Source organism: Pedobacter miscanthi (assembly GCF_003315595.1).
Classification (GTDB): domain Bacteria; phylum Bacteroidota; class Bacteroidia; order Sphingobacteriales; family Sphingobacteriaceae; genus Pedobacter; species Pedobacter miscanthi.
Map to the genome: position 1 here is coordinate 1 of NZ_QNQU01000013.1, position 25,896 is coordinate 25,896.

The 25,896-nt window shown below is 39.4% G+C and carries 16 protein-coding genes; 5 read left to right on the top strand and 11 right to left on the bottom strand.

The window, feature by feature from the left end; all coding sequences use genetic code 11:
• The 5 genes from DRW42_RS15530 to proS form a co-directional block, all read right to left on the bottom strand.
• Positions 1-5,483, bottom strand: a 5,483-nt coding sequence (locus tag DRW42_RS15530) for a beta strand repeat-containing protein (RefSeq protein ID WP_158544354.1), incomplete at its 3' end; no start/stop codon positions are given.
• A gap of 676 nt (positions 5,484-6,159) precedes the next feature.
• Positions 6,160-6,774 (bottom strand): Crp/Fnr family transcriptional regulator, encoded by a 615-nt coding sequence (locus DRW42_RS15535; protein WP_113949753.1) that lies wholly within the window; start codon positions 6,772-6,774, stop codon positions 6,160-6,162.
• 118 nt (positions 6,775-6,892) lie between these two features.
• Entirely contained in the window at positions 6,893-7,744 is an 852-nt protein-coding gene (locus DRW42_RS15540) for a TIGR02757 family protein (protein WP_113949754.1), read from the bottom strand.
• A 212-nt stretch (positions 7,745-7,956) separates the two neighbouring features.
• A complete protein-coding gene (locus tag DRW42_RS15545; protein WP_113949755.1) occupies positions 7,957-9,096 on the bottom strand; it encodes a cystathionine gamma-synthase in 1,140 nt (379 codons plus the stop codon).
• A gap of 224 nt (positions 9,097-9,320) precedes the next feature.
• Positions 9,321-10,793: a proline--tRNA ligase gene (proS, locus tag DRW42_RS15550; protein WP_113949756.1), complete on the bottom strand. Its 1,473-nt coding sequence runs from the start codon at positions 10,791-10,793 to the stop codon at positions 9,321-9,323.
• 198 nt (positions 10,794-10,991) lie between these two features.
• On the opposite strand from proS, the gene DRW42_RS15555 reads away from it, so the two are divergent.
• From DRW42_RS15555 to DRW42_RS15565, 3 genes are all read left to right on the top strand, one after another.
• On the top strand, positions 10,992-12,020 hold the full coding sequence (locus DRW42_RS15555; RefSeq protein WP_113949757.1) for a hypothetical protein: 1,029 nt from the start codon (positions 10,992-10,994) through the stop codon (positions 12,018-12,020).
• 21 nt (positions 12,021-12,041) lie between these two features.
• The gene (locus DRW42_RS15560) at positions 12,042-13,577 is read left to right on the top strand and encodes an OmpP1/FadL family transporter (protein WP_113949758.1); all 1,536 of its coding nucleotides are present in this window, start codon (positions 12,042-12,044) and stop codon (positions 13,575-13,577) included.
• A gap of 190 nt (positions 13,578-13,767) precedes the next feature.
• On the top strand, positions 13,768-15,393 hold the full coding sequence (locus tag DRW42_RS15565; RefSeq protein WP_113949759.1) for a hypothetical protein: 1,626 nt from the start codon (positions 13,768-13,770) through the stop codon (positions 15,391-15,393).
• A gap of 110 nt (positions 15,394-15,503) precedes the next feature.
• On the opposite strand, the gene DRW42_RS15570 is transcribed toward DRW42_RS15565, so the two are convergent.
• The 3 genes from DRW42_RS15570 to DRW42_RS15580 form a co-directional block, all read right to left on the bottom strand.
• Positions 15,504-17,924, bottom strand: coding sequence for a hypothetical protein (locus tag DRW42_RS15570; protein WP_147243759.1), 2,421 nt, complete (start codon positions 17,922-17,924; stop codon positions 15,504-15,506).
• A gap of 133 nt (positions 17,925-18,057) precedes the next feature.
• Positions 18,058-19,893, bottom strand: a complete 1,836-nt coding sequence (locus DRW42_RS15575; protein ID WP_113949761.1) for a UbiD family decarboxylase — start codon at positions 19,891-19,893, stop codon at positions 18,058-18,060.
• 105 nt (positions 19,894-19,998) lie between these two features.
• On the bottom strand, positions 19,999-20,478 hold the full coding sequence (locus DRW42_RS15580; protein ID WP_113949762.1) for a Dps family protein: 480 nt from the start codon (positions 20,476-20,478) through the stop codon (positions 19,999-20,001).
• A gap of 284 nt (positions 20,479-20,762) precedes the next feature.
• Here DRW42_RS15580 and DRW42_RS15585 point away from each other — a divergent pair, with 284 nt between their 5' ends.
• Both DRW42_RS15585 and DRW42_RS15590 read left to right on the top strand, forming a co-directional pair.
• Positions 20,763-22,283, top strand: coding sequence for a muramidase family protein (locus tag DRW42_RS15585; protein WP_113949763.1), 1,521 nt, complete (start codon positions 20,763-20,765; stop codon positions 22,281-22,283).
• Positions 22,280-22,930, top strand: coding sequence for a uridine kinase family protein (locus tag DRW42_RS15590; RefSeq protein WP_113949764.1), 651 nt, complete (start codon positions 22,280-22,282; stop codon positions 22,928-22,930). Before DRW42_RS15585 ends, DRW42_RS15590 begins: the two co-directional genes overlap by 4 nt.
• A 90-nt stretch (positions 22,931-23,020) precedes the next feature.
• On the opposite strand, the gene DRW42_RS15595 is transcribed toward DRW42_RS15590, so the two are convergent.
• The 3 genes from DRW42_RS15595 to DRW42_RS15605 form a co-directional block, all read right to left on the bottom strand.
• Positions 23,021-23,680 carry a CoA transferase subunit B gene (locus DRW42_RS15595; RefSeq protein ID WP_113949765.1) on the bottom strand — a complete coding sequence of 220 codons (660 nt, stop codon included), beginning with the start codon at positions 23,678-23,680 and terminating at the stop codon, positions 23,021-23,023.
• 107 nt (positions 23,681-23,787) lie between these two features.
• On the bottom strand, positions 23,788-24,492 hold the full coding sequence (locus DRW42_RS15600) for a CoA transferase subunit A (RefSeq protein WP_113949766.1): 705 nt from the start codon (positions 24,490-24,492) through the stop codon (positions 23,788-23,790).
• A gap of 297 nt (positions 24,493-24,789) precedes the next feature.
• Positions 24,790-25,878: a PQQ-dependent sugar dehydrogenase gene (locus tag DRW42_RS15605; RefSeq protein ID WP_113949767.1), complete on the bottom strand. Its 1,089-nt coding sequence runs from the start codon at positions 25,876-25,878 to the stop codon at positions 24,790-24,792.
• Positions 25,879-25,896 lie beyond the last annotated feature (18 nt).

Genomic DNA, 25,896 nt, shown 5'->3' on the forward strand with positions numbered 1-25,896 from the left:
GGGGTATTCGCCGCAACACTTACTTTGCCGGTAGCAGGATCCAAAGTCACTTTTCCATTGCTATCATTCGTACCATTGGTAATGGTTACATTGGCAAGAGTTGGAGCAGTTGTGCTTCCGTTGTAATTATCGTTAGCCAGTACATCTGCCACAGCCGTACCACCGGTTACCGAATTTGCCGAACCGGTATCATCTTTGGCCAGGATTGCTCCTGAAGCAACAGTTACTTTTACCGTCGCGGTAGAGAATTTAGAAGCATCAAGTTTATCAGTGATGGTATAAGTTAAGGTATAGATGCCAGCCGGGGTATTCGCCGCAACACTTACTTTGCCGGTAGCAGGATCAAGTGTTACTTTTCCATTGCTGTCGTTTGTGCCATTGGTGATCGTCACATTGGCCAGAGTTGGAGCAGTTGTACTTCCGTTGTAATTATCGTTAGCCAGTACATCTGCCACAGCAGTACCCCCGGTTACCGAGTTTGCCGAACCGGAATCGTCTTTTGCCAATATGGCCCCTGAAGCAACAGTTACTTTTACCGTAGCGGTTGAGAATTTTGAAGCATCAAGTTTATCAGTAATGGTATAAGTTAAGGTATAAATGCCAGCCGGGGTATTTGCCGCAACACTTACTTTGCCGGTAGCAGGATCAAGTGTTACTTTCCCATTGCTATCATTTGTACCATTGGTAATGGTTACATTGGCCAAAGTTGGAGCTGCTGTGCTTCCGTTGTAATTATCATTAGCCAGTACATCTGCCACAGCCGTGCCACCGGTTACCGAGTTTGCCGAACCGGTATCATCTTTGGCCAATATCGCTCCTGAAGCAACAGTTACTTTTACCGTCGCGGTAGAGAATTTTGAAGCATCAAGTTTATCGGTGATGGTGTAGGTAAGGGTATAAACGCCAGCCGGGGTATTTGCCGCAACACTCACTTTGCCGGTAGCAGGATCAAGTGTTACTTTTCCATTGCTGTCGTTTGTACCATTCGTGATCGTTACATTCGTTAGAGTTGGAGCAGTTGTGCTTCCGTTGTAATTATCATTAGCCAGTACATCTGCCACAGCAGTGCCACCGGTTACCGAGTTTGCCGAACCGGCATCATCTTTGGCCAGGATTGCCCCTGAAGCAACAGTTACTTTTACCGTCGCGGTAGAGAATTTTGAAGCATCAAGTTTATCGGTGATGGTGTAAGTTAAGGTATAGATGCCAGCCGGTGTATTTGCCGCAACGTTTACTTTGCCGGTAGCAGGATCCAAAGTTACTTTTCCATTGCTGTCGTTTGTGCCATTCGTGATGGTTACATTGGCCAGAGTTGGAGCAGTTGTGCTTCCGTTGTAATTATCGTTAGCCAGTACATCTGCCACAGCAGTACCACCTGTTACCGAGTTTGCCGAACCGGCATCATCTTTGGCCAGGATTGCCCCTGAAGCAACAGTTACTTTTACCGTCGCGGTAGAGAATTTTGAAGCATCAAGTTTATCGGTAATGGTGTAAGTTAAGGTATAAATGCCAGCCGGCGTATTCGCCGCAACACTTACTTTGCCGGTAGCAGGATCAAGTGTTACTTTCCCATTGCTATCATTCGTGCCATTCGTGATCGTCACATTGGCCAAAGTTGGTGCCGTTGTGCTTCCGTTGTAATTATCATTAGACAGTACATCTGCCACAGCCGTACCACCGATTACCGAGTTTGCCGACCCGGCATCGTCTTTGGCCAGGATTGCTCCTGTAGTCAAGTGAACAGTAACCGTTGCCTGCTTCACATTTCCTGGGTTAGCTTTATCTTCGATCTGATAAATCAAAGTATAATTACCAACAGGGGTATTGGGCAAAACATTAACCTTACCCGTAGCTGGGTCGATAGATATATTTGGATTTGAACTCGAAATCTGACTAATGGTTACATTCGCAAAAGTAGCCTGGTTCCCGTTCAGCTTATCGTTAACCAAAACATTATTTACGGCAACACCACCGGTTAGTGCATTTAAACTTCCCTCATCATCAACCGCATAAACACCGGTATTTGTTACCGTTGGATTATCATTGCCCTCTGTAGTACCCGAAATATCGGATACATTTCCATTTGACGGATTTTTCCCTGTAACTGTAGCAGTATTGCTAACCGATCCCGCTGCTTTTTCCGCTGCTGAAATAGTATAAGTTGCCGTTGCAGTTGTGCTTCCTCCAGGCATTAAACTTGTTGCGCCTAACGTAATCGCACCTGTAACTTTATTATCGGTTATTGCGAGATTACTCAAAGTAACATTCCCTGTATTTTTAACCGTAAACAGATAGCTGATGGTGTTGCCGTTCAGGTTTAATGTGCCTTTTTTCACCAAGGTAACCGAAGGACTTAATACCATATTTACATCCGCGGTTGCGGTTTTGGCTACAGGAAGCTCAGTTGTGGTTACACTTGCATTATTTGTAATCTTTCCCGAGTTATTGGTTGGATTACCATTACTATTCAGGTCCGACTGCATTACGGTATAAGATCCGGTATAAGTCCAGCTCTCCCCTTTTTCTAAAATATTATCAGCATTACCGGTTTTTGTCGGATTACTCAGATTACCACCCAATAGCGGATCGCTGATTACAATATTGTTCTGATTAGTGTTTCCCGTATTCGCTACCGTAACCGAATAATTGATCACATTTCCAGCCTGGTTAACCGAAATTACATTGGCCGATTTTGTGATTGAAAGTGACGAACAAACAGGCACCGTTACCGTAACTGTAAAAGTACTTCCTACACAAGCACCCGTAACAGTAGCTTTTGGCGTTACCGTATAAACGATATTTTGTGTGCTATTGCTTGTGTTAATTAAGGTTTGCGTAATTGTACTGCCCGATCCATTGGCAGCACCGGTTACATTAGCATTCGAATTTACCGTCCAGGTAAATGATGCAGGAACCGAATTACCTCCATTTGCTGTACTGTTAATATTCTGTGTCTGGATATTATAGCTAAATACACCGGTACAATCTAAAGTTTTCGCATCGTTAAAACCTTTGGGCGTTTGGTAAATCGTAACCGTAACTGAAGCTCGGGTTGCACTTTCACAACCATTAATCGTCTGACTTGCATAATAAGTTCCGTTAGTCAGGGGCGTTGTTGAGGCTAAAGCCGTTCCTCCGGTCGGTTGGGTGTACCATTTAACAGAAGATCCTGTTGCCGAAAGGTCTGATATTTTTGCATTCAATATTTCGCAAAAGGCCTGGTTATTTGCTGTTGGAGCCGGCGTAACCGTAATGCTTACCGAACCACTTAAAGAAGCAGGCGTACATGGAGTTGTCTGTCCGACTGTGTTAACTGTAAAAGTTCCACCCGAAGATGGTGTACCGCTAATGGTTAAAACGTTACTGGTTTTAGAGGTAACAAGTCCTGATGGAAGATTACTGACAACTACATCTGTTGCTGAGCCAGACCAGGTATAGGTAATAGGTGTGATTGAACCACCTTCGCACACCGTTTGATTGCTTGCTCCACCACCAGCCATTAAACCTGCTGAAGGATTAACCGTTATGTTACTTGTAGCCGTTATAGGTGTGCAAGGACTGAGCTGCCCGCTTGTACTCACCGAAAATGAACCATTCGCTGTTGGCATACCACTTATCGTTAAAACCTTTGAGGTATTGTTTTTAACCGCAGTTAATCCGGCCGGTAAAGTTGTATAACTTACATCGGTTGCACTTCCACCCCAGGTAAATGTAATCGGCGTGATTGCTGTACCACTACAAATGGTTTGATCAATAGGGCCACCTCCTTTTACTAATGTTGCAATAGGGTTAATATTAATGGTTCCGGTTGCATTTGCACCGCCGCATGGCGATGTTTGCCCTACGGTGGTAACAGTATAAGTACCTGAAGCAGTTGGAGTACCACTTATGGTCAAAACCTTTCCACTTTTGGAAGTACTTAATCCTGCCGGAAGATTTGTAACATTCACATCAGTGGCGCTTCCACCCCATGTAAATGTTGCAGGAGCAATCGGCGATCCGGCACACACAGTTTGCGTACCGTTACTGCCGGGAACCAAAGTTGGAGCCTGGTTTACGGTAATATTATATCCCGTTGATTTTGGTCCGTTAGAACCATAAGCAATTGCAGTTATGGTTGCTGCGCCATAATAATCATCAGCCCAGGTTACCGTTGCAGTTGCAGTACCAACATTTGCGCTGGTTGTCATTGCCGAAGTTGATACGGTACCGGCATTATTCGGACTGATAGCAAAAGCCATTGAAGTGGCAAAAGCCGAACTTGCGGTATAAGAAGTGGTGGCTGTGCTCTGACATCTTAAATTTACACCCGAACTAAATACAGGAGCCGCTACGTCTGGAGAGATATTTACCGTCACAATCGCATCATCACAGGTAACAGTACCATTGATATTTGTACAAATGGTGTAAGTAAATATATCCTGCCCATAATAACCTGCATTGGGCGTATAAGTAATGGTGCCATTTGCATTCTTAACAATTGTTCCATGAGGCGAAACAGATGGAACAGTATATGAAGAAAGTGCCGATTGATTGTTTGGCTGATCGTTGGCAAGTATATTGATATTAACAGGGATGTTTAATGTAGTTGCAGCCAGATCATCATTCGCCGTAACCAGACTAATAAATTTGGTATTGAAAGCGATAAATGCCGGATCACTGCTTCCCCCAAGTTTGTACCTTAAAACAAGTGGTTGCGAATAGTTAGAACTATTGATCCCAAAGGCACTTGCATCTGCAGCCCAGATCCTGATCGGGCGATCTGTTTTGATAAAACCAGGCTGTATAACGCCCGTATTTGGATCATAGAAATCGGGTAGCCATGTTCCTATAACTGGCATAACAGACTGATCTATGCTAATCTTATTTCCAACCAGGTTTCCATTTCCATCCTCAAAATACACCTGATCCAAAGCGCCGGTAGCTTGAGCCACCTGGGTGATTAAAATATCAGGTATACCATCTCCTATCTGACTATCATTCGTGATCGCACCGAAATTGAAGCTTAAGGGTGCAGCCGTAGAAGGTATATTGGTGATACATGATCCCATATCAAGCCCTCTGATACCTCTTGTTAAGATTTGGGCTACGGTTACCGGAACAGAATACGGATAAACCCCTCCGTTATCAACCCCATCCTCTAACTGGCCGAGTCCGATAAAATTAGATGCGGTTCCGGGCAATGGAATATTTTTTACCGGAAAAGCCTGGTATAAACCTGGTGTAAAAGAAACAAGTTTAGAAGTAAGTAATGCATCATTTACGCCTGTAGAAAAATTGATGTTGTTGAAAGTAAATGCAAGTAAGTTGTTTTTGTTGTCCGGCCAGATGGGATTAATCGCACCTTGCTTTGATGTCCAGTAACCCTTATAATCGGTAAATAAACCAGTAACACTAAACTGTGCTGAAACCTGGCCAATTCCAGCAATAAATATAAGTAATACAGAAATGAATATCTTTAGTGTGGATCTTCTAATATTCAAAAAAAAACGCATCGTATATTTATTCATTTTCCTGTTAGGATAACTGGGTTATTAATGCTTAAACCGGCCTCATTCGATGAGCACAAAATCTTCTTAAAAGATGGTTTATCGATAAATTTTTCTCTTGATCCGGATGCCCAGAAAACAGCGTATGTAGGCTGATTATAAAACACTTTTAAAGAGATAGACACTATAAAAAAACCTTAATTTTGAGGGCGGCAAAAGTATGTTTTTTCAGGCATTCATGCAAGTACCTAAAACAGGCACATTTGAACATATTTTAAGCACAAAAACACCGAAAAACTGTATTTAGAATAATACAAGTAAACAAAAAAGAAAAATGAATTCATATATGCCCAGCATCAGAAAACAGGTGTCGGCCTCATTTTTTGACAATAATCAACAACAATATAACAAAACTGCTAATTTATACTACAGATAAAGGCTTGAAATGAAAATTTAAGGAATAAGAAAATGAAGCAGATGATGAGAAAATTACTCGACCCAAAATCGGGTAAAAATACAGTTATAAGAAGCTTAAAATATTGGCATATTTATTGGCCACTTCGGGCGAATGACAACAAGAATAAAAGGGCTTAAACATGCAATTACCAAACATGGTGAACAATCAAAAAAAACGATAAAATCCCTTATTATATAAACGAACCCGAAAGGTTTAAATTTTCGCCCTGATTCTGCTAAGTGTCTCTAAACGAATGGCTAAAAATGAAGCAATATATTTTAACGATACCCGGTTAACCAACCCCGGAAAAGAGACCAAAAAACGTTTATACCGCTTCTCGGCAGATGAAATGCGGCACAGATAAGCACGTTCTTCAGCAGAGCGGTAATAAAGTTCCATCATTTTCCGGCCTACAATATTCGCTTCTGCAAAATTTTCGTAAAGGTATTCAGAAAGTACGTGCGGAATAGCAATTAAATCTACATCTTCCAATGCCTGCAGATACTCTTCCGAATCGCCCTCTACCCACAAATTACGTATCGTTCCAACCACTTCGTTCTCTTTCGCAATCCAGGTGGTTATCTCTGTACTTCCATCTTTTACAAAACCCCTCACCACTCCTTTTACAATCAAAAAAAGAAATTTATTACGGTCAACAGGAGATACCAGGTACTTATTTTTTTTATAACTGACAGGAAACGTATGCTGGTTAATGCGCTTTTCTATATCAGCGTTGAGGGGATGGAACTTTTTAAAAATCGATACCAGTGGAGAAAAATTATTGTATTTCTTCCACCTATCTTCATCAGATAAATTGACTGCGAGCATAGGATAAGGATTGGGATAGATTATAATTATGCCGAAAACAGCAAAATTACAGGGTAAGTATAAGAAGATTAGAATTGAAAAAAGAATTTTTTTTGACTTTTCTCAATTTCCAGGCGGGTTAAAATACTTTTTCTACACCTAAACCGAACAGTGCAAAATCGTATTTTACCGGATCATTCGGATCAAACTGTTTTAAATTTTCTGTTAATTCCACTGCAGTCAGCCAATCAGTTTGCTTGCGGTTAATTAATCCGAGCAGCCTCCCTACCCTATCCACATGTACATCGCATGGGCACACCAGGTCTTTTGGTTTAAGCGTTTCCCATATCCCAAAATCAACTCCTTTATCATCTGCCCTTACCATCCACCTCAAAAACATGTTTAAACGTTTACAGGTCGATTTTTGCCTTGGTGAAGAAATATGTTTTTTAGTACGGTGAGGAAAATCTTCTAACGAGAAAAAATATGACCTGAAATGATTTAAAGCCTGCTCTATAGTAAAATTAAGGTTGGATGAATAACAAGCGGAAGATGAAACCTCTATTTGTTCATCGGTTGACGAAACTTCCAGATATGCTGATTTAAAAACATCCTGCTGAGGAATAAAAGCCTGCTCCAGGCTATCAAAATGCTGGTAATGCTGTTTAAAAAACGATATAAAATACAGGAGGTCGGTATCGTTAAACGTACGGTGTTTGAAATGGAGCAAACGCCTTAAATCATTATCGTTATGGTTCAGCACAAAATCATAAGGTGCATTATCCATACGGCCAAGCAGTTCCCGGCACTTATTAATGATGGTTTTGCGTTGCCCCCAAGCTAAAACCGCAGCAAAAAAACCTGCAATTTCAACATCCTGTTTCTGCTCAAAAAGATGAGGGATACAAACCGGATCGTTTGTTATAAAATTAGGTTGATTGTATTGTTCAACTTTACCATCAAGAAAATTTTTGAGCTCCAGAAATTGCATGATTAGTTTTGTTTAGACGTAAACAGCAGCACAATTGTTACCATTTAAACCGGACTGAAACGGTATCCTTTTTGTTTTTCCTCATTTTGATGAAATAGATACCTCAACAAAAAAGATTTAGTGTAAAGCCGGACGACCACTAATACTGGCACAGCCTGGCTTTACAAAAAGAAAAAACCGGACAGGTATTTATGACCTGCCCAATTGAAATATTATGCTAATGCATTAGCCAGATCTTCTAAAAGATCGTCAATATCCTCTACCCCTACACTCAAACGCAAAAGGTTATCCGTAACCCCTACTTTTTCCCTTTCCTCTTTCGGAATAGAACCATGTGTCATGGTTGCCGGGTGGTTAATCAACGATTCTACCCCACCTAACGATTCGGCTAAAGTGAATACCTTAAAATTAGAGGAAATCCTGAAGGTTTCTTCCAGATCGGCTCCTTTTAGTGTAATCGAGATCATTCCACCAAAACCACGCATCTGCTTTTTAGCTACCTCATGGTTAGGATGATCTTCGAAACCCGGCCAGTAAATTTTATCTACTTTTGGGTGTGTTTTTAAATAATGTGCAATGCGTTCGCCATTTTCGCAATGTGCCTTCATCCTTAAATGAAGTGTTTTAATCCCCCTTAAAACCAGGAAAGCATCCTGCGGACCTGGTGTTGCACCACAGGCATTGTAAATAAACCAAAGGTCTTTATATAACTGTTCATCATTGGTCACCAAGGCACCCATTACCACATCAGAGTGACCACCGATATACTTCGTTACCGAATGCATCACGATATCTGCTCCTAAATCTATCGGGTTTTGTAAATATGGCGAGGCAAAAGTATTATCAACCGTAAGGATAAGATTTTTTGCTTTGGTAATTTTGGCTACTCCTTCAATGTCGATAATCTGCATGGTAGGATTGGTCGGTGTTTCGATCCAAACCAGTTTGGTTTTATCGTTAATATAAGGCACCATGTTTTCCGGGTTGGAAAGATCCAGAAAGTGGAATTTAATACCATATTTAGTAAAAATTTTGGTAAAAATACGGTAAGAACCACCATAAAGATCGTTTCCGGTAATCACCTCGTCACCCGGTTGCAATAATTTAAGAACCGCATCTGTTGCCCCCATCCCGCTTGAAAAAGCCAGACCATATTTAGCATTTTCCAACGCTGCCAAACAATCTTCCAAAGCTTTACGCGTTGGGTTGGTGCCTCTCGAATATTCGTAGCCTTTGTTATCTCCAGGCGATTTTTGCCAATAGGTAGAAGTTTGATAAATCGGTGTCATTACGGCACCCGTTGTTGGGTCAGGCTCCTGGCCTGCATGTATGGCTTTAGTTGCGAATTTCATTTTTTTTCTAATAATAGGATGATTAACAAGTATCGAAATAAGATTTGAAAACAGCTATTCCGCAGATACTATTTTACATTAAAATTTAAAATCGTTAGCTGGATGATAAAACGCCCAACTAACGATTCTTTATAACTTCGCAAGAAACAGCCCCCTAGACTGAGCGTTAGCTATTAACGTTAGAACGGAGACTCACGACTCCGAACTCTCGACTAAGGACTAGCCTAATATGCTCTTGCAAACAACACCCTTTGGATAGACGGTTTGCCTGAATAAATACAAACACCATCTTCCAGTTTGTTATCCAGAGGAATGCAGCGTATAGTAGCTTTTGTTTCCTCTTTAATTTTTTGTTCAGTTTCTGGCGTTCCGTCCCAGTGTGCCGAGATAAAACCTGCTTTCGTATCCAGCAGTTCCTTAAACTCTTCGTAGCTATTGGCTTCGGTAATATGCTCATCACGGTAAGCCAACGCTTTGTTAAACATGCTCTGCTGAATATCTTCCAATAGTTTTATAATGTAAATATCCAAACCTTCCTGTGGTACGGTTTGTTTAACTTTAGTATCTCTGCGGGCAACTTCAACAGTTTTATTTTCAAGATCGCGACCACCGATTGCAATACGGATTGGCACACCTTTTAATTCATAATCGGCAAATTTAAATCCAGGGCGCTGTGTATCCCTGTCATCATATTTTACCGAAACGCCCAAACCTTTTAAACGCATGGTTAATTCGTTTACATAACTCGAAATTCTGGCCAGATCTTCATCGCCTTTATAAATTGGTACAATAACCACCTGGATAGGCGCAAGTTTTGGAGGGATAACCAGGCCAGAATCATCACTGTGTGCCATAATCAATGCCCCCATCAACCTCGTAGAAACGCCCCATGAAGTTGCCCATACATGGTCTAATTTACCATCCTTACCTGTAAATTTCACATCAAAGGCTTTGGCAAAATTCTGCCCTAAAAAGTGCGAAGTACCCGCCTGTAAAGCTTTACCATCCTGCATTAAAGCTTCAATGCAATAAGTATCCAAAGCTCCGGCAAATCTTTCGTTCGGCGATTTACGTCCCCTTACCACAGGCACGGCCAGCCAGTTTTCGGCAAAATCGGCATAAATATGTAACATGCGTTCTGTTTCTTCGATCGCTTCTTCGGCGGTAGCGTGTGCGGTATGCCCTTCCTGCCATAAAAATTCGGCAGTACGTAAAAACAACCTGGTACGCATTTCCCACCTTACCACATTAGCCCATTGATTGATCAATATTGGAAGATCGCGGTAAGATTGGATCCAGCCTTTGTAGGTATTCCAGATAATGGTTTCTGAAGTTGGACGAACAATTAATTCTTCTTCCAGTTTGGCAGTTTCATCAACAACAATATTGCCATTACCGTCATTTTTCAAACGATAATGCGTTACAACTGCACATTCTGTCGCAAAACCCTCAACGTGAGAAGCTTCCTTCGAGAAAAATGACTTTGGGATGAATAATGGAAAATAGGCATTTTGATGGCCTGTATCCTTAAACATTTTATCTAAAACAGCCTGCATTTTTTCCCAAATGGCATAGCCATTTGGCTTAATAACCATACATCCACGTACTGCGGAGTGTTCTGCTAAATCTGCCTTGATTACGATATCATTGTACCACTGGGAATAATCTGCTTCTCTGCTTGTAATTTCTTTGCTCATGTTATGTATTTGGAACGTAATTTGTATGTTAAAAAGTGTAAAATTCGCTAGCAAATTTATAAATTTATGCCTACAAACGATCAACAATTAATATCAATTGTGATTTAACATTTTTAGACTAAGTAAATAGTTAGGAATTAACTACTTTTGAAACCTGTTTATTACATTCGTGAACACACACAACTAAATATAAACACAATGAAACCAATTAAATTTTTACCCATTGTTATGATTGCTGCTGCTGGGTTGGTAGCTTCATGCTCAACATCAAAATTGGCTACAACTAAGCCTGCTGATGATGTTTATAACTCCGTGGCAAAAGCCAGGGAGGTAGAAGTTGTACTTCCACCTCAAAACCAACAGGGCCAGCAATACCAGGCTCAGGGTCAGGATGAGTACGATGAATATTATGGTACCAGTAATCCTTATTACGATATGGATTATTCGTCGAGGATAAACCGTTTTTATAATGGATACAGCTTCCAGGGCTATTATGATCCTTATTTCGACAATTATTATTATGGAAGCAGCTATGGTCCTTCAAACTATTTAGGTATTGGTTTGGGTTGGGGCAATGGTTATGGTTTAGGCTGGGGTGGCGGATATTACGGCGGAGGCTTGGGTTACGGCAGCATCTGGAATAATCCGTTCTACTACGGCAACTATGGTTATGGCTGGAACAATCCATGGGGATGGAACTCGTGGGGACCAAACTCATACTATGATCGTTATGGTTGGGGCGGCGGTGGATACTACGGCGGAGGCTGGGGTATCGGCGGTGGCTACTATGGTGGTGGTGTATATACCAACAGGAATTACAGACCTAGGCCGGGAAGTGATGACAGAGGTGTACCAAGATATGGAGGCACAAATGGAGGAAACGTGGGCAGGCCAAGCAGATCGGGCATAGCAAACCAAAATGGTGGAATTTCTTATGCGCCTAATAACAATGCGGGCAGACCGGTTAGAAATCAGGCAAATGGTGGTTATACACAAAACCAGGGTACTCAAAGTGGCAGACCTACCAGAAATGAGAATTATACTCCTCAGCAAGGTAACCAAAGCAACAGACCTACCAGAAATGAGACTTATACCCCTCAACAACCTACCAGAACCGAAAGCAGGCCAAGTTACTCACCTCCACCTTCAAATGGCGGCGGCGGTGGTTCGTATGGCGGTGGCGGTGGTGGCGGTGGTTCACGTCCATCAAGAGCAGGTAGAGGTTAATTATAAAAATCTAAACACACAATGAAAAAATATATTTTAGCTTCACTAGTAGCTACAGTAGCTGCTATGGGAACATCATACGCCCAAAGTTATGCACCGGATGCATTCCGTTTTTCGCAAACCAATTATGGAAGCACCTCAAGATTTAAAGGAATGGGCGGAGCACAGATCGGTGTTGGTGGCGATATCGGTTCAATCAATGCTAACCCTGCTGGTTTAGGTTTATTTACCAAATCGGAGTTTAGCATTACGCCCGAATTTAATTCGGTTTCTAACGGAAGTTCTTATCTCGGAAATAACATTAAAGCAGATAAAAGCCAGTTAAATCTGAACAATATCGGGGTAGTATTTTATAGTCCCGCAGCCAAAATGAAAGGCGCTGACGTTGACAAGGGATTGGTAAGTACCGTTTTTGGCTTGAGCTATACCCGTAACAACGATTTCCTGAACAATATTAGTTATAATGGTATCAACAGAAATAACTCGATCAGATATTCTTACGCTGAGCAGGCCAATAATTTTGGCACGAGCAACAGTATTGCTGGTGATGCTTATAACAGTTACCTGATTAATAAAAACACACCAACTTTTCCAAATCAGTTTTCTGCAGAGCCCTATAGCGGCAATTTCAATCAAAACTGGGATGAGGCACGTTTAGGTTCAACTTCAGAGTTTAATGTGGCAGGTGCCCTTAATTTTGGAAATAAAGTTTATATTGGTGCAACGGCGAGTTTTGTTAATGTAAAATATATCAGTGATGCTACTTTTACTGAGTCTGGCATCCTTAATTCGTATGATGACAGCCCAACTTTGCCTGATGTACCCAAGTATAACGGAAATGAAAATTACAACCTTACCCATTTCCGTAACCAGGAAACTAAAGGTGGTGGTTTTAATTTAAAACTAGGCGCTATTTTCAGACCGGTAAGTGAGTTAAGGATCGGTTTGAATTTCCAGACACCTACCTGGATGAACATTGAAGATAATACTAGCGAAACCTTACAGGCTACTACTGCTGGTAATGCCAATACTGCTTCAACTAAATCAAATAATCCTACCCAATATTATTCATTTACCTACAATCTGCGCACGCCTTTAAAAGCTTCAGCAGGTATTAGTTATGTAATTGCAGGTACCGCGTTAATATCAGCTGATGTTGATTATGTAGACTATTCTTCAATGCGTTTTTCTGATTCTAACGGCTCTGACCGTGCAACTATTAACGATAATAATGCCTTTATTAAAGCATCATATAAAGAAGCGGTTAATTATAGAGTAGGCGCTGAGGTTAAAGTAACTAACGAATTTAGTTTACGTGCTGGTTACGGCGTAAATGGAAATGGTGTTAAAGGTGGTGATAACAAATTTTATCAAGGTCAGTATTATACAGGTGGACTTGGATACCGCATTGATAACTATTATTTTGATGTAGCTTACCAAAACTATAAAACCAACTTCAGTTCTAGTCCATATTTATTGGATGATTATACTGAGCCTGTTGCCGATGTAAAAAGTAACAGAAACAATGTATTTTTAACTTTTGGAGTAAGATTCTAAGCCAAATAATAAAAATAAAAAAGCCATAATGCTATTAAGCGTTATGGCTTTTTTATTTTAAAATGAAATATAAAACTACATTAAGTAAATTTTAAAAATACAAATAAATATGTAAAATTATAATATTAAAATATAATTAAAAATACATATTAGATTTTTAACTATTATTGCAGTTAAAATAAAACCTAATATGAAACACAAAATCTATTATTTAACTATCCTTGCGGCCCTGTTCTCATGCAAGAAAGAAATTAAACAGGAATTTTTACTTCCATCAACTACAGTATTAGAAAGGCAAGATTCGAAAACTATCTTTTCCAAAACGCTTGCAATTGCTCTAGAAAAAGAGCCAGCCTTAAGAACATTTATTAAAAAAGAAGCACTAAAACAATTTGATATGGACAATGATGTTCTTTTTCAAATGGTAAAGGGCAACGAAATAACTTCAGGTAAAACATTTTATCAAGTATTAACACAATATGCTACTTCTAAGAATGATTTAGATAACGCTATTAAAAACCTTCCGACACTAACCATAATGGTGCCTGAAGTAATCAATTTTTCTATCAAGTCCTGGAATCCTCTAACAGAAATACCTAAAGTTGCAGTATCTCCTGAGAATAAAAATTTTAAACAAATTAGTATTTATGATGAGAAAGGAGAAATAATCAATATACCGTCAGGATATCTTCCTGGTTTTCCTGTCGTTGTAGTCAAGGAAAATGAACGGGTAGCTATTTCAGCAAAGGGAAATACCATAATGCTGCAAGATGGTCCAAAATCACTGGAATTCCTTTCTAAAGGCGATTTAAGATTTAACTTTGTAGATCAAGCCTTTGATGGAACAAATAATAATCTAACTCCACCTTCATCAATTAATAGCAGTGGGTTGCCTTTAAATCTTAATTCAAAAATTAGCAGATCTGTATCTACTCAAGCAATAGGTTCACCTCTTATAAATGTGTTTAATATCGACCAAAAAGTAGTTGATGCATATAATGTGAATTTAGATTGGCACAGAGACAATATTTATTATGGATTAAATCCAAACGCAGGTATTGTGAAAGGTAAATTTAACAATCGGGTAGCAGAGTACATTGTATCAATTCGTATGGCAGATGGCAATCTTGCTAAAATATCGGATGAACCTAAAGATCCCAAAGACCTGAATAAATTTGTAACACCGAGACCTCCAAGAAATGGCGATCCTGTGATCAAAGATTGGACTGATGGTTTTTTTGAATTTAGAATCGCCATTTTAATAAATGCTAAAAATGGAGCTGGAACTCAATTGAATAAAAATATTTCAGCTGTTGGATCAGACCTTTATAACTTAATTACCAAACAAACTGGCAATCCCCGTAATCCAGTTTATGAAATTATAGGACTTGAACCAAAAGATTATTTCATAAATGAAAAATTGATTCCTTGGGATCTGGAAAATTACGGCGCAGCCTGGAAATTTATTGTAAGTGAATTTGATGAGTCTGCGACCTCAAAAAAGACTTACAATGAAACTGCTAAATTTGTAACAAACTTTAATTATGAAGCTACTTTTGGTGAAGTAGTTAAAGTAGGTCTTAAAGCTGGGGCAACTCAAGAAACATCTTCCTCTAATACATTTGAGTATGTAACAACAACGGGCTCGGATGAACTAGGTGAAGGGATATTGGAATTTGGATCGCCTATTATACTGCGAAAGGATACTAAATCTTATGTTGGAAGAAATGGAACTATTGTTACTACTGAGGAATATATAACCAATGAAGTGAGTTGTGGGCAAATATTCTTGTCGATAGAACCAAGGCAATTTTAAATAATATAAATTAAAACTGAAGTTCAATTATTTATTTAAAATAATTGAACTTTTTGTATTATATCAATACAAAAAGGTCGTAAATATTTCATTGCACCAAAACTATAATTTTATCTACTCCTCACCACAATCTCCTTCTCCCCATAAACCACTCCCCCATTGGTAACTCCTTGAACAATAATTTTAAACTGGCCGGTTAAATCGCCGGTGTTAAAACTTACAGGTGTTTCACCCTTAACTAGTACCTGATAATTCCAATATACGGTGGCAAAATTGATCGGTTCATTTTTATTGGTGATATCTGACACATAGAACTCTTTTGGCAGGTTAATGCCCTTTAATATCATGATGTTGGGTTTACGTTCTTCATCTGTACATCCCTGATAAACCATTGTTCCTCCCCTTCCGGTTGAATAACTTTTACCCTTAATGGGATTGCTGTTTCCAACATCTGCGGTATGGTTCGGGCAGTTTAAAATGTTATAACGGCAAACATAATCGCCGCATCTGTTGAATGTTCTCTTGGCAAATTCCGTTGCTTCGGTATTTTTGGTAATGGTAACTTCTTTGAGTCTGATACCTGCAAGCGACGTAATACTTTGATTGCTTTCGTTTAAAACGTCAGACCTGGTGTTCAGGGCTTCAAAATTTCGTTGAATCAGGTATGTCTTTAACTCATCATGAGGATTATCAATGTTAACATCATACTGATCATATTTCGCCGTAGTCATGGCCAGCCATACCCGCATTTTTGGCTCTTTGATCATCAGGTTCTCATAAGGAATATTAAACTTTCCTGCACTATCCGTATTCAGGAAATTAAGATTTTCTCCTGCTATGGTTGTTAAACCCATAGGTTTATCCAGTGGTTTATTTTTTCGGGTAATTTTACCATGGTAAGCTAAATCTGAAAACACATCCTGTTTACTAACCGCCTTTATTTCAGTTTCGGGCCATTTATAACGGCTCCACGTTTTAACCAATAAAATATCGTTCAGGTAATCCTGGTCTACCAGTTTTAAGCCCATCGGGCGGTTAGGTAACGGTTTTAAATATTGTTGCAGGTAGAAATAATCGGAAATATTTTGATTGTGAATATTTGAAAGTCTGTTAATTTGTACGCAGGCAATGGAAACGAGTGCATCAACAGGCTTTTTATCGTGATCGGATACGGTCAGTTTTAAGTTTACCTGGTCCCTCGTATTGTATTCATTCTTATCTGTTGATAGTTCAGTCTCGTTAAGCTGATTATAATGGGCAAAGAAAATCCGTTCTGCAATAGGCCGGTAGTTACTATCCAAAATACTTACTGCATTTAAACCAACTGGAACAGAATCCAACCTGAACCTGATACTCTGGGTTTTATTTCGCTCCAGCGTCAAACTGGTATTCAATAAAATATTCGAAAAATTATGCACCAAAACATGCACCTTTTTCTGACTATTTGCTTCAAGATGGATCCTGAAATCATTTTCGGCTATTGCAGTAGTTGTTGTTAGTACTACTCCATCTTTTAATACGATGGGCAAAGCATATTTTGTTTCATCCTGATGTTCATTCAGGATTTTTACGAAATATTTTTTAGAAGCCAGCGGACGTATAGAGAATGAACCAATCCCGGTAGAATTACTTTCAATCGTATCAGTTGGAACATCATTTTCGTACAAAACAGCCTTTGCTTTTAACACTGTTCCCTCCAGGTTTTTGATTTCGAAACCTACTTTAGAGGCTAACTGATCAACCAGGTAACCACCTTCAGGGTAAAACTGAATCTGATAGTTTGATCGTTTTATAACAGGTAGTTTAAATTTGGCATACCTGATATCTTTCCCCTTTTTCACCGTTATGGAAAGCTGGTTGTTCTCCTCAGTAATCTTATCTGCCGGAAAATCGAGCATCAGTTCTCCAATCACACTACTCTTTGCCGTCCCGGAGAGCAGGATATGTTTATCACTTCCTATCTGATATTTAATCTCTGCATTTTCGACGAAACGATTATTTCCGGTTAAAACTTTTACCAAAGCTGTTCCGGTTTTATGCTGTTCATCATAAGCCTTAAAGATGGAAATATTGGCGGTTAAAGGATTTATTGTAGTTGATTTTACCGTAATGTTTTGGATAAACTCACCGTCTGGTTCATTATTCTTTTTAATGTTGGTATTGGCTACAAAACGATATGATCCGCCTGGTAGCGAATCGGGTAGCGTAAAGCCTCCAAATGAAAAACCTTTTTCGATCAGAAATTTTTCCTGAAGTACAATGCTGCTATCAATATTATTAAGGAGCGACAGATAAAGCGTATGGTACTGATCTAAATTAGTGATGGTTTTTAATAAATATCCGGTAAACCAAACCTGATCGTTATTGCTATAGATGGCCTTATCAAAATGCAAAAACAGACTTGATTTGGCTAATTTTAAGCCATAATGATGGATATTTTCGGCAACACTATCCAATTTTGCATCCTGTGCCCCTGCTTTAAAAAATAAAAGCAAGCAGCAGATAAGGATGAGATAAAATTTTGAAAGCATATTTAGAATAATATCATTAAAAATCAAAATTTTTATCCGGATTTTCAACTAAATTATCCGCAGATACTCCGTGAAAAAATAATTATGCTGGGAAATAATTATAAAACTGAATTCCCTCTGCATGTTTATTTTGCTAAACCACCCCAAATAACGCTCCACCCTCTTTACCCATCTCATTAATTTTAGCCTCTACCCCTTCATCCTTGATCAGCTCGGGTGCGTGGTGGGGCTTTTTCCTGGCATCAATAATCATCGACCCCTTACAGCCCCAATGTTTGTTTACCGTAAAATCGTTTATACCATAAATATCTGCAGCCGGATTACTCCTTGTAAAAGCCACCCAAACTAGGTTATCAATTGTTTCAGCCGTAAATGTGGCATCATCGGCCAATATAATCAATGGCAAGCCAGCTAAATCCTGATCGATCAAAGCGATATTCAGTAAAGCAATTTCGGCAGCTGTTTTCTCAGGATTGAGGTATTTATCCCCTTCAAGAACTAAAACACCTGGCATGGCAATTTTCGGATTGAAAAAGCCGCTGCTTAACGTCAGATTTTCAGGAATTTTATTCCACAGTTCCCTTTTTTTATCACCTGCGGCTGCAATTACCACTTTCGATCCGCTGTTTAAGCCGTCGCCACTGTAATCGAGTGTATCAATGGTGGTATTGGTATGAAAATGAACATCCCTGGTTAAATCTATCCGTTCTAAGATATGTTTAATAAAATCTTCAATATGATGCGTACTTAACTGCTGATTATCTTCCTTCGCGGCGATGAAAAGGTATTTGGCCAGACTTAACTGGTTTTTGCCTAAAATATGGTTGGCAATAGTTAAAATTTCCTGTGGCCTTCTCTCTTTTAAATATGGGGTATATCGTTCGCTGCCAATGGCAAAAAGCAGTGGATGTACACCAGCAGCATCAACTGCATGCACTTCTTTTAAACCATGTATTTCCTGCGGAATAGCCGAACCGGTAATTTCGTGTATCAAAGCACCAAAACTGGTATCTTCCTGCGGCGGGCGGCCCACAACGGTAAACGACCAGATTGCATCTTTTTTATGGTACACATGGTGTACTTTCATTAAAGGAAAAGGGTGCGTTAAACTATAATAACCCAAATGATCGCCAAACGGACCTTCGGGTTTATTTTCGTTCGGATAAACGGTCCCGGTAATGATAAAATCGGCATCTGCAGAAATACAGAAACCTTCATCATCATAGAAATAACGGAAACGTCTGTCGCCCAATGCGCCGGCAAAAGTCATTTCCGACAAACCTTCGGGCAAAGGCATTACTGCAGCTAAGGGGTGCGACGGTGGACCACCAACAAAAATACTCACTTTTAAAGGTTGCCCCAAAGCATTGGCTTTCGACTGATGTACCCCTATCCCCCGGTGGATCTGGTAATGCAGGCCAATTTCTTTATCCTGGATATAATCATTACCCGCCAGTTGGATGCGGTACATCCCCATATTGGCATTTAATACCCCAGGTTTATCTACATCTTCGGTATAAACCTGCGGCATGGTTACAAAAGGACCGCCATCCATCGGCCAGTTTACAATTTGAGGCAACTGACTAATACTCGTTTTTAAAAATTTATTTTTTGCAGAAGGCGTTTTAAGCGGCAGGGCCGATAATGCCGACATGGCAGAACCCGCATATTTAAATGGATTTTTTAATGCTTTTATCGGATCGTTTCTTAACGAAACCAATTGCTGCACCTTGGGTAAAGTATCCCTGAAAATAAACTTCGACCGCTCTAAAGTCCCGAACAGATTGGAAACTGCCGGAAAAGGACTTCCCTTAACTTTTTCGAACAATAAAGCAGGTCCCTGGTTTTCGTAAACCCTTAAATGGATGGCTGCCATTTCTAAATAAGGGTCTACTTCTTCTTTTATTCTGATTAAATGACCATGCTTTTCGAGATCGGAAACACATTCTGCTAAACTTTTATACGCCATGCCCAAAGATAAATATTTAGATTTTCTACAAAACAAAAAAGCCCCATATAAGCAGATTTTACAATAAAGCTACTTATACAGGGCTCTTAACCTACTAATTACCTGTTATTTTTTTCCGGCAAAAGAACGTAACATCCAGGTATTTTTTTCTTTAAACTGCATAAAACGGTTCACCATATCGTTAGATCCGTCGTCGCCTGCCTCATCTGTTGCATCTAACAGTTCTCTTTCCAGTTCGATCAGGGTAGCCATATCATCCAAAATAGCATCAACCATATCAAGATCTTTCAATCCAATGGTATCAATCTCTTTTATTTTAGATTCTTTGATGTAATCGGCAAAACGGCTATGCGGTGGTTTACCCAAAGTTAATACACGCTCGGCAATTTCATCAATGGTTAACTGCGCATTGGTATATAATTCTTCGAACTTAACATGAAGGGTAAAAAAGTTCTGTCCTTTGATGTTCCAGTGGCAGCCCCTTAATTTTTGATAATGGATATGATAGTTGGCCAGGTAATCGTTTAACAGATCTACAACTGGTTTAACCTCTTTTTCATTTAAGCTTATTTCTTTAGCGTCCATTTTTTTATGATTTATAATGTATTTTAATGTGTACCTAACAACCCAAATTTAGAAAAGTTTTCTTCAAAAATGGCTTTTATACAATACCTTATTTAATAGATCGTTTAATATTCAATATCGCAACAAACAACAATTTTATAAACATTTGTTAATGAATATTATACCTATATTACGTTATAAAAGTCATCTTAATTTTACGTAAAAACGAACAACCGAACTGAAGATGATTAACAATATTATTCGTATAATTGCTCCCTTTGACTTAAAAATTTACATAAAAATAAATGCATAAAATATATTTATCTGCTGTAGTGTTATTTGCCTTAAATATCGCAAATGCCAAAGCCAATACAGCAAGAGACTCTATCGGTGTAGAAAATAATAAAGGCAAAAAACTAATCGTTCACCAAACTGTAGCAAAAGATACCTATTATTCTATCGGAAGAAGGTATAATGTATCTCCAAAGGATATTATGGCCTTTAACGATAATAAATATCTCCAGGTTGGGGTAATTATCAAGGTTCCTACCAATATACCATTTACAGCTACCGGATCTTCAAATACTGAAAGTCCCGCTTCGAATGCCAGTGTAATTGAGCATACCATTAAGGCAAAAGAAAACCTGAATATGCTGGCCGAAAAATACGGCACCACCATCAGCGAAATTAAAACTTTAAATAATTTAACCGGTAATAACCTAAGCATCGGTCAGGTTTTAAAAATTCCTGCAAAAAACGGACAACAGGGCGAGTCAACAGTTCCGGCAACTCCCGCAGCAAAAAACAATACTGAAGTACCAGCAAATACTGGCACGTCTTCTGATCAGACCATGATCGAACATACTGTTGCGCCAAAAGAATTTTTAGGTAAAATTGCCGAAAAATATGGCACCACGGTTGAGGAAGTGAAAAAAGCCAACAACCTTTCGGGAAATAACCTGAAGATAGGCCAGAAATTAAAAATCCCTGCTACAAAAAATATCGACGAGAATAAAGTGGTTTCTGCTGCTGTTGAAGAAAAACCAGCACAGGAGAATAAATCAGCTGATGCTGCCGGTACCCATACCGTGTTAAGGAATGAAACCATTTTCACCATTGCCAAACAATATGGCATTACGGCTTATCAGATCAGAACAATGAATAATCTTCCTGACAATGCAATCACCATCGGGCAGGTTTTAAAAGTACCCGGAGGAATTATTGCCGATGTACAGGTACCAAAAGAAAAACAAGCCGAAACGAAAACAAAAGAAGTTGTTGCAGATAAAGAAGAAAGTTTTATCCATACGGTAGCTACAGGCGAAAATATCTTTTCAATTGCTAAAAAATATAATTTAACGGCTTACCAGATCAGAACAGCGAATAAACTTGATGATAATAATATTAAAGTAGATCAGAAACTGATTATCCCTAAACCACCGCAACCAAAATCGGTAAATGATGCGTCGAAAGAGGATCAGCAGAATGAACCGGATAGTACGATGGTTAAAGATCCTAAATTGCGCCGCGATCCCAGCGTTTATGGCCTGAGCCAGATTGAAGAAAAAGGCACGGCGGTTTGGATAGCAGATCAGGACCTTGATGGCACCAAAATGCTGGTTTTACACCGTACAGCTCCTGTGGGCAGGGTTATTAAAATTACCAACCCCATGACCAACCGTACCACTTTTGCCAAAGTTGTTGGTAAATTTACAGAGAACGAATCTACAAAAGATGTTATCATTGTAATGACTAAAGCTGTAGCTGATTCGCTGGGTGCTTTAGACAAACGTTTTTTCTGCAATTTAACATATAGTGCTCAATGAGTTCAAACAAAAAGCCCTTTATAATTGGTATTGCCGGCGGTAGCGGATCGGGCAAAACATTTTTCTTAAACTGCTTTCTGCACCATTTTAAACAGGATGAGGTAACGCTGGTATCGCAGGATGATTATTACATCCCGGCCGGCGAAATGACGCAGGAGGAGAACAAACTGTATAACTTCGATCTTCCTTCAACAATTGATAGTGAACAGTTTTTAAGGGATATTAAGCAATTAATGAGTGGCGAAGTGGTTTATAAAAAAGAATACAACTTCAATAATCCATTAGCTGTTGTCAAAATCCTCGAAATTAAATCGGCTCCGATCATTATTGTAGAAGGTTTATTTATCCTTCATTTTAAAGAAATTGCTTCATTACTGGATCATACCATTTTTGTGGATGCCGACGAACAGGTAGCTTTAGACCGTCGCATTAAACGCGATGGTTTAGAACGAGGTTATCCGGAAGAAGATGTATTATATAAGTGGCATAACCACGTTGTTCCGGCCTATAAAGAGTACTTATTACCCTACCGCGAACAATGCAATAAAGTAGTGCTCAACAACACCAACGAACCCGACGAAATCATTGCCATAACAGAAGCTATTTCGAATGATTTGAGGAATAGTATTTTGGTTGATATAGCTTAAATACCAGAGAAGTCAAGTTTTAAAAACTTGACTTCTCTACTCCATGGTTTGTGTCCTCACAAACCATCGCCATAACTCCTACATAAAGATTTAATCCAACCTCATTTCCGGGATCTCCCCCTCCACAATCAACCTTCCTGCTGTAGCTTGTTGTATAAAATCCACACTTACCCCAGGAGCACGCTCTAACAGTTTAAAACCACCTTCGGGCAAAATATCTAATACAGCCAGTTCGGTAACTATTTTTTTAATGCATTTTACACCAGTTAAAGGCAAAGTACATTTTGGCAACAATTTACTTTCGCCGGCTTTGTTAACGTGCTGCATGGCTACAATGATATTTTTAGCCGATGCCACCAGGTCCATTGCACCTCCCATTCCCTTTACCATTTTACCCGGAATTTTCCAGTTGGCAATATCTCCGTTTTCAGAAACCTCCATAGCCCCTAAAATGGTTAAATCAACCTTTTGTGCACGGATCATGCCGAAACTCATCGCTGAATCAAAAATAGATGAGCCTGGCAAAGTGGTAATGGTCTGTTTCCCTGCGTTAATTAAATCGGCATCTTCTTCTCCCTCAAAAGGAAATGGTCCCATGCCCAATAAACCGTTTTCTGATTGTAGCACTACATTGATTCCTTTGGGGATATAATTGGCCACCAGCGTTGGTATACCGATCCCCAGGTTAACATAGTACCCGTCTTTTATTTCTTTAGCAATACGCTGCGCAATCTCTTCTTTTGAAAACATAAAATTGAATAAATGAATTTTGAATGAGTGGATGAATGAATGATTGAAGAATTGAATGATTGAATGCTCTAATCTGCTATTCGACCTCGGACTTCAGACTGCCGACTTCAGACTTCGGACTTTCTAACCGTTCTTTGTTCAATCCTTTTCTCATAATCCTTCCCCTGAAAAATACGGTGCACATAAATACCCGGGGTATGGATATAATCAGGATCAAGTTCGCCGGCTTCTACCAGTTCTTCAACTTCCGCTATAGTAATTTTACCTGCCATGGCCATTACCGGATTAAAATTGCGGCTGGTAGACCTGAAAATCAAATTTCCGGCAGTATCACCTTTCCAGGCTTTAACAATGGCAAAATCAGCATCAAAAGCATATTCCATTAAATAATCTTTACCGTCAAAGTTACGGACTTCTTTACCTTCTGCCACTTCGGTACCAACACCTGCAGGGGTAAAAATTGCAGGCATGCCATATCCGGCAGCTAAACATCGTGTTGCCAAAGTACCTTGAGGAATCAGGTCTACTTCCAGTTCGCCGCTTAACAATTGCCGTTCAAACTCTGCATTTTCGCCTACATAAGAAGAAATCATTTTTTTTACCTGACGCTGTTTCAGCATCAAACCAATACCAAAATCATCAACACCGGCATTATTGGAGATACAGGTTAAGTTTTTTACCTGTTTATTTACCAGGGCATTGATACAATTTTCTGGAATACCGCAAAGACCGAAACCACCCAGCATAATGGTTACGCCATCTGATATATCTTTGATCGCCTCTTCGGCACCAGATACCACTTTATTTATCATTTTACGAATTTTTGGTTAGTTCGCTAAATTACAAATTGCCTTCAAAAATGCAGCAATTATAATTTTTAAATCTATTGGGAATATTTATCAATTGGAATTAATCTAAATAACTATTACCTTTGTGCAGCAATGATTTACGAGAGAGAAGAAAGTCTATTCATATTACCCACCGATCCTGAATTTCAGAAAGGAATGGGTTTTATTTTCAGTTGTACTGCTGAACACAAAAAATGTTGTGAGAAATTTAAAAAAGGCAAACGTTGCAAAAAATGCCCGGGAAATAAAAAGAAATAAGCATTATTTCGAAATTTCTACAATTTTATCATCACTTCCATTACTGGTACAGATATAAATTTTTCCTTCAGGCGATTGGCAAACAGCCCTGATCCTGCCATAAGTATTTACATAAAAATCTTTCGTTTCCGTAATTTTAGTTTGTGCATCATCCAGTTTCAGCTGCATCAGTTTGGTTCCTTTTAATACAGCCAGCAGTAAAGAATTTTTAAACTGCGGGATATAATTATTGTTGTAATAGGCCAAACCGCTTGGTGCAATAGTGGGCGTCCAGTTGATTAAAGGTTCTGCCACATTGTTTAAGCTACAGAACGATTGTTCGCCACTTTCGTTACAAAAACCTTTAATATTCGGCCAGCCATAATTCCGGCCTTTTTCAATAATATTGATTTCATCATCTGAATCGGGACCATGCTCTGAAGAAAATATTTTATTACCAACCTGCACTAAACCCTGTGCATTGCGGTGGCCTAAACTCCAGACCGGATTGTTTGGATACGGATTATCTGTTGGAATGGAACCATCTAAATTAATCCTTAATATTTTACCAGCTAAGGAATTTATATTTTGTGGGTTGGCTGTATCGGATGCATCGCCGGTACTGATAAAAAGTTTGCCTCCGCTGATTAACAGCCGAGATCCGTTATGGATAGAAGCAGCCGGAATCTGATCCAGTAATACGAGCGGACTACTTAAATTTCCCCCACCATAAGTATAACGCACAACTTTAGCCTTGTAGGTATTTCCATAACCGTAAACCACATAAACATAAGGGTTTGCAGTGAAATCTGGATGCAGGGCCATTCCCAGCAAACCGCCTTCGCCATTGGTACGCACTTCAGAAATGGTTAATAAGGCAGTAATTTGCCCTGTGGAAGGATTTAAACGGCTGATTTTACCAGCTTTTTCGGTAAACCAGATAAAGTTATCGGGTCCGTATACCATTTCCCATGGAAGGTTTAAGCCCGAAACAATAACTTTCGCTTTTAATTCTACATCAGGCAGGGTGCCTGAATCCTCATTACCATCATCAGTCTTTTTGCAAGTTGTGGCAACCATTACCACAAAAAGGCAGAGTAAGATTTTTTTCATAGCCGTAACGTTTTAGAA

Excerpts from the sequence above, each read along its gene's own strand:
- DRW42_RS15565 (WP_113949759.1), top strand. The coding sequence starts at position 13,768 with ATGAAACACAAAATCTATTATTTAACTATCCTTGCGGCCCTGTTCTCA.
- DRW42_RS15575 (WP_113949761.1), bottom strand. The coding sequence starts at position 19,893 with ATGGCGTATAAAAGTTTAGCAGAATGTGTTTCCGATCTCGAAAAGCAT.
- DRW42_RS15555 (WP_113949757.1), top strand. The coding sequence starts at position 10,992 with ATGAAACCAATTAAATTTTTACCCATTGTTATGATTGCTGCTGCTGGG.
- DRW42_RS15605 (WP_113949767.1), bottom strand. The coding sequence starts at position 25,878 with ATGAAAAAAATCTTACTCTGCCTTTTTGTGGTAATGGTTGCCACAACT.
- DRW42_RS15580 (WP_113949762.1), bottom strand. The coding sequence starts at position 20,478 with ATGGACGCTAAAGAAATAAGCTTAAATGAAAAAGAGGTTAAACCAGTT.
- proS (WP_113949756.1), bottom strand. The coding sequence starts at position 10,793 with ATGAGCAAAGAAATTACAAGCAGAGAAGCAGATTATTCCCAGTGGTAC.
- DRW42_RS15570 (WP_147243759.1), bottom strand. The coding sequence starts at position 17,924 with ATGCTTTCAAAATTTTATCTCATCCTTATCTGCTGCTTGCTTTTATTT.
- DRW42_RS15540 (WP_113949754.1), bottom strand. The coding sequence starts at position 7,744 with ATGCAATTTCTGGAGCTCAAAAATTTTCTTGATGGTAAAGTTGAACAA.
- DRW42_RS15590 (WP_113949764.1), top strand. The coding sequence starts at position 22,280 with ATGAGTTCAAACAAAAAGCCCTTTATAATTGGTATTGCCGGCGGTAGC.
- DRW42_RS15535 (WP_113949753.1), bottom strand. The coding sequence starts at position 6,774 with ATGCTCGCAGTCAATTTATCTGATGAAGATAGGTGGAAGAAATACAAT.
- DRW42_RS15585 (WP_113949763.1), top strand. The coding sequence starts at position 20,763 with ATGCATAAAATATATTTATCTGCTGTAGTGTTATTTGCCTTAAATATC.
- DRW42_RS15595 (WP_113949765.1), bottom strand. The coding sequence starts at position 23,680 with ATGTTTTCAAAAGAAGAGATTGCGCAGCGTATTGCTAAAGAAATAAAA.
- DRW42_RS15600 (WP_113949766.1), bottom strand. The coding sequence starts at position 24,492 with ATGATAAATAAAGTGGTATCTGGTGCCGAAGAGGCGATCAAAGATATA.
- DRW42_RS15560 (WP_113949758.1), top strand. The coding sequence starts at position 12,042 with ATGAAAAAATATATTTTAGCTTCACTAGTAGCTACAGTAGCTGCTATG.
- DRW42_RS15545 (WP_113949755.1), bottom strand. The coding sequence starts at position 9,096 with ATGAAATTCGCAACTAAAGCCATACATGCAGGCCAGGAGCCTGACCCA.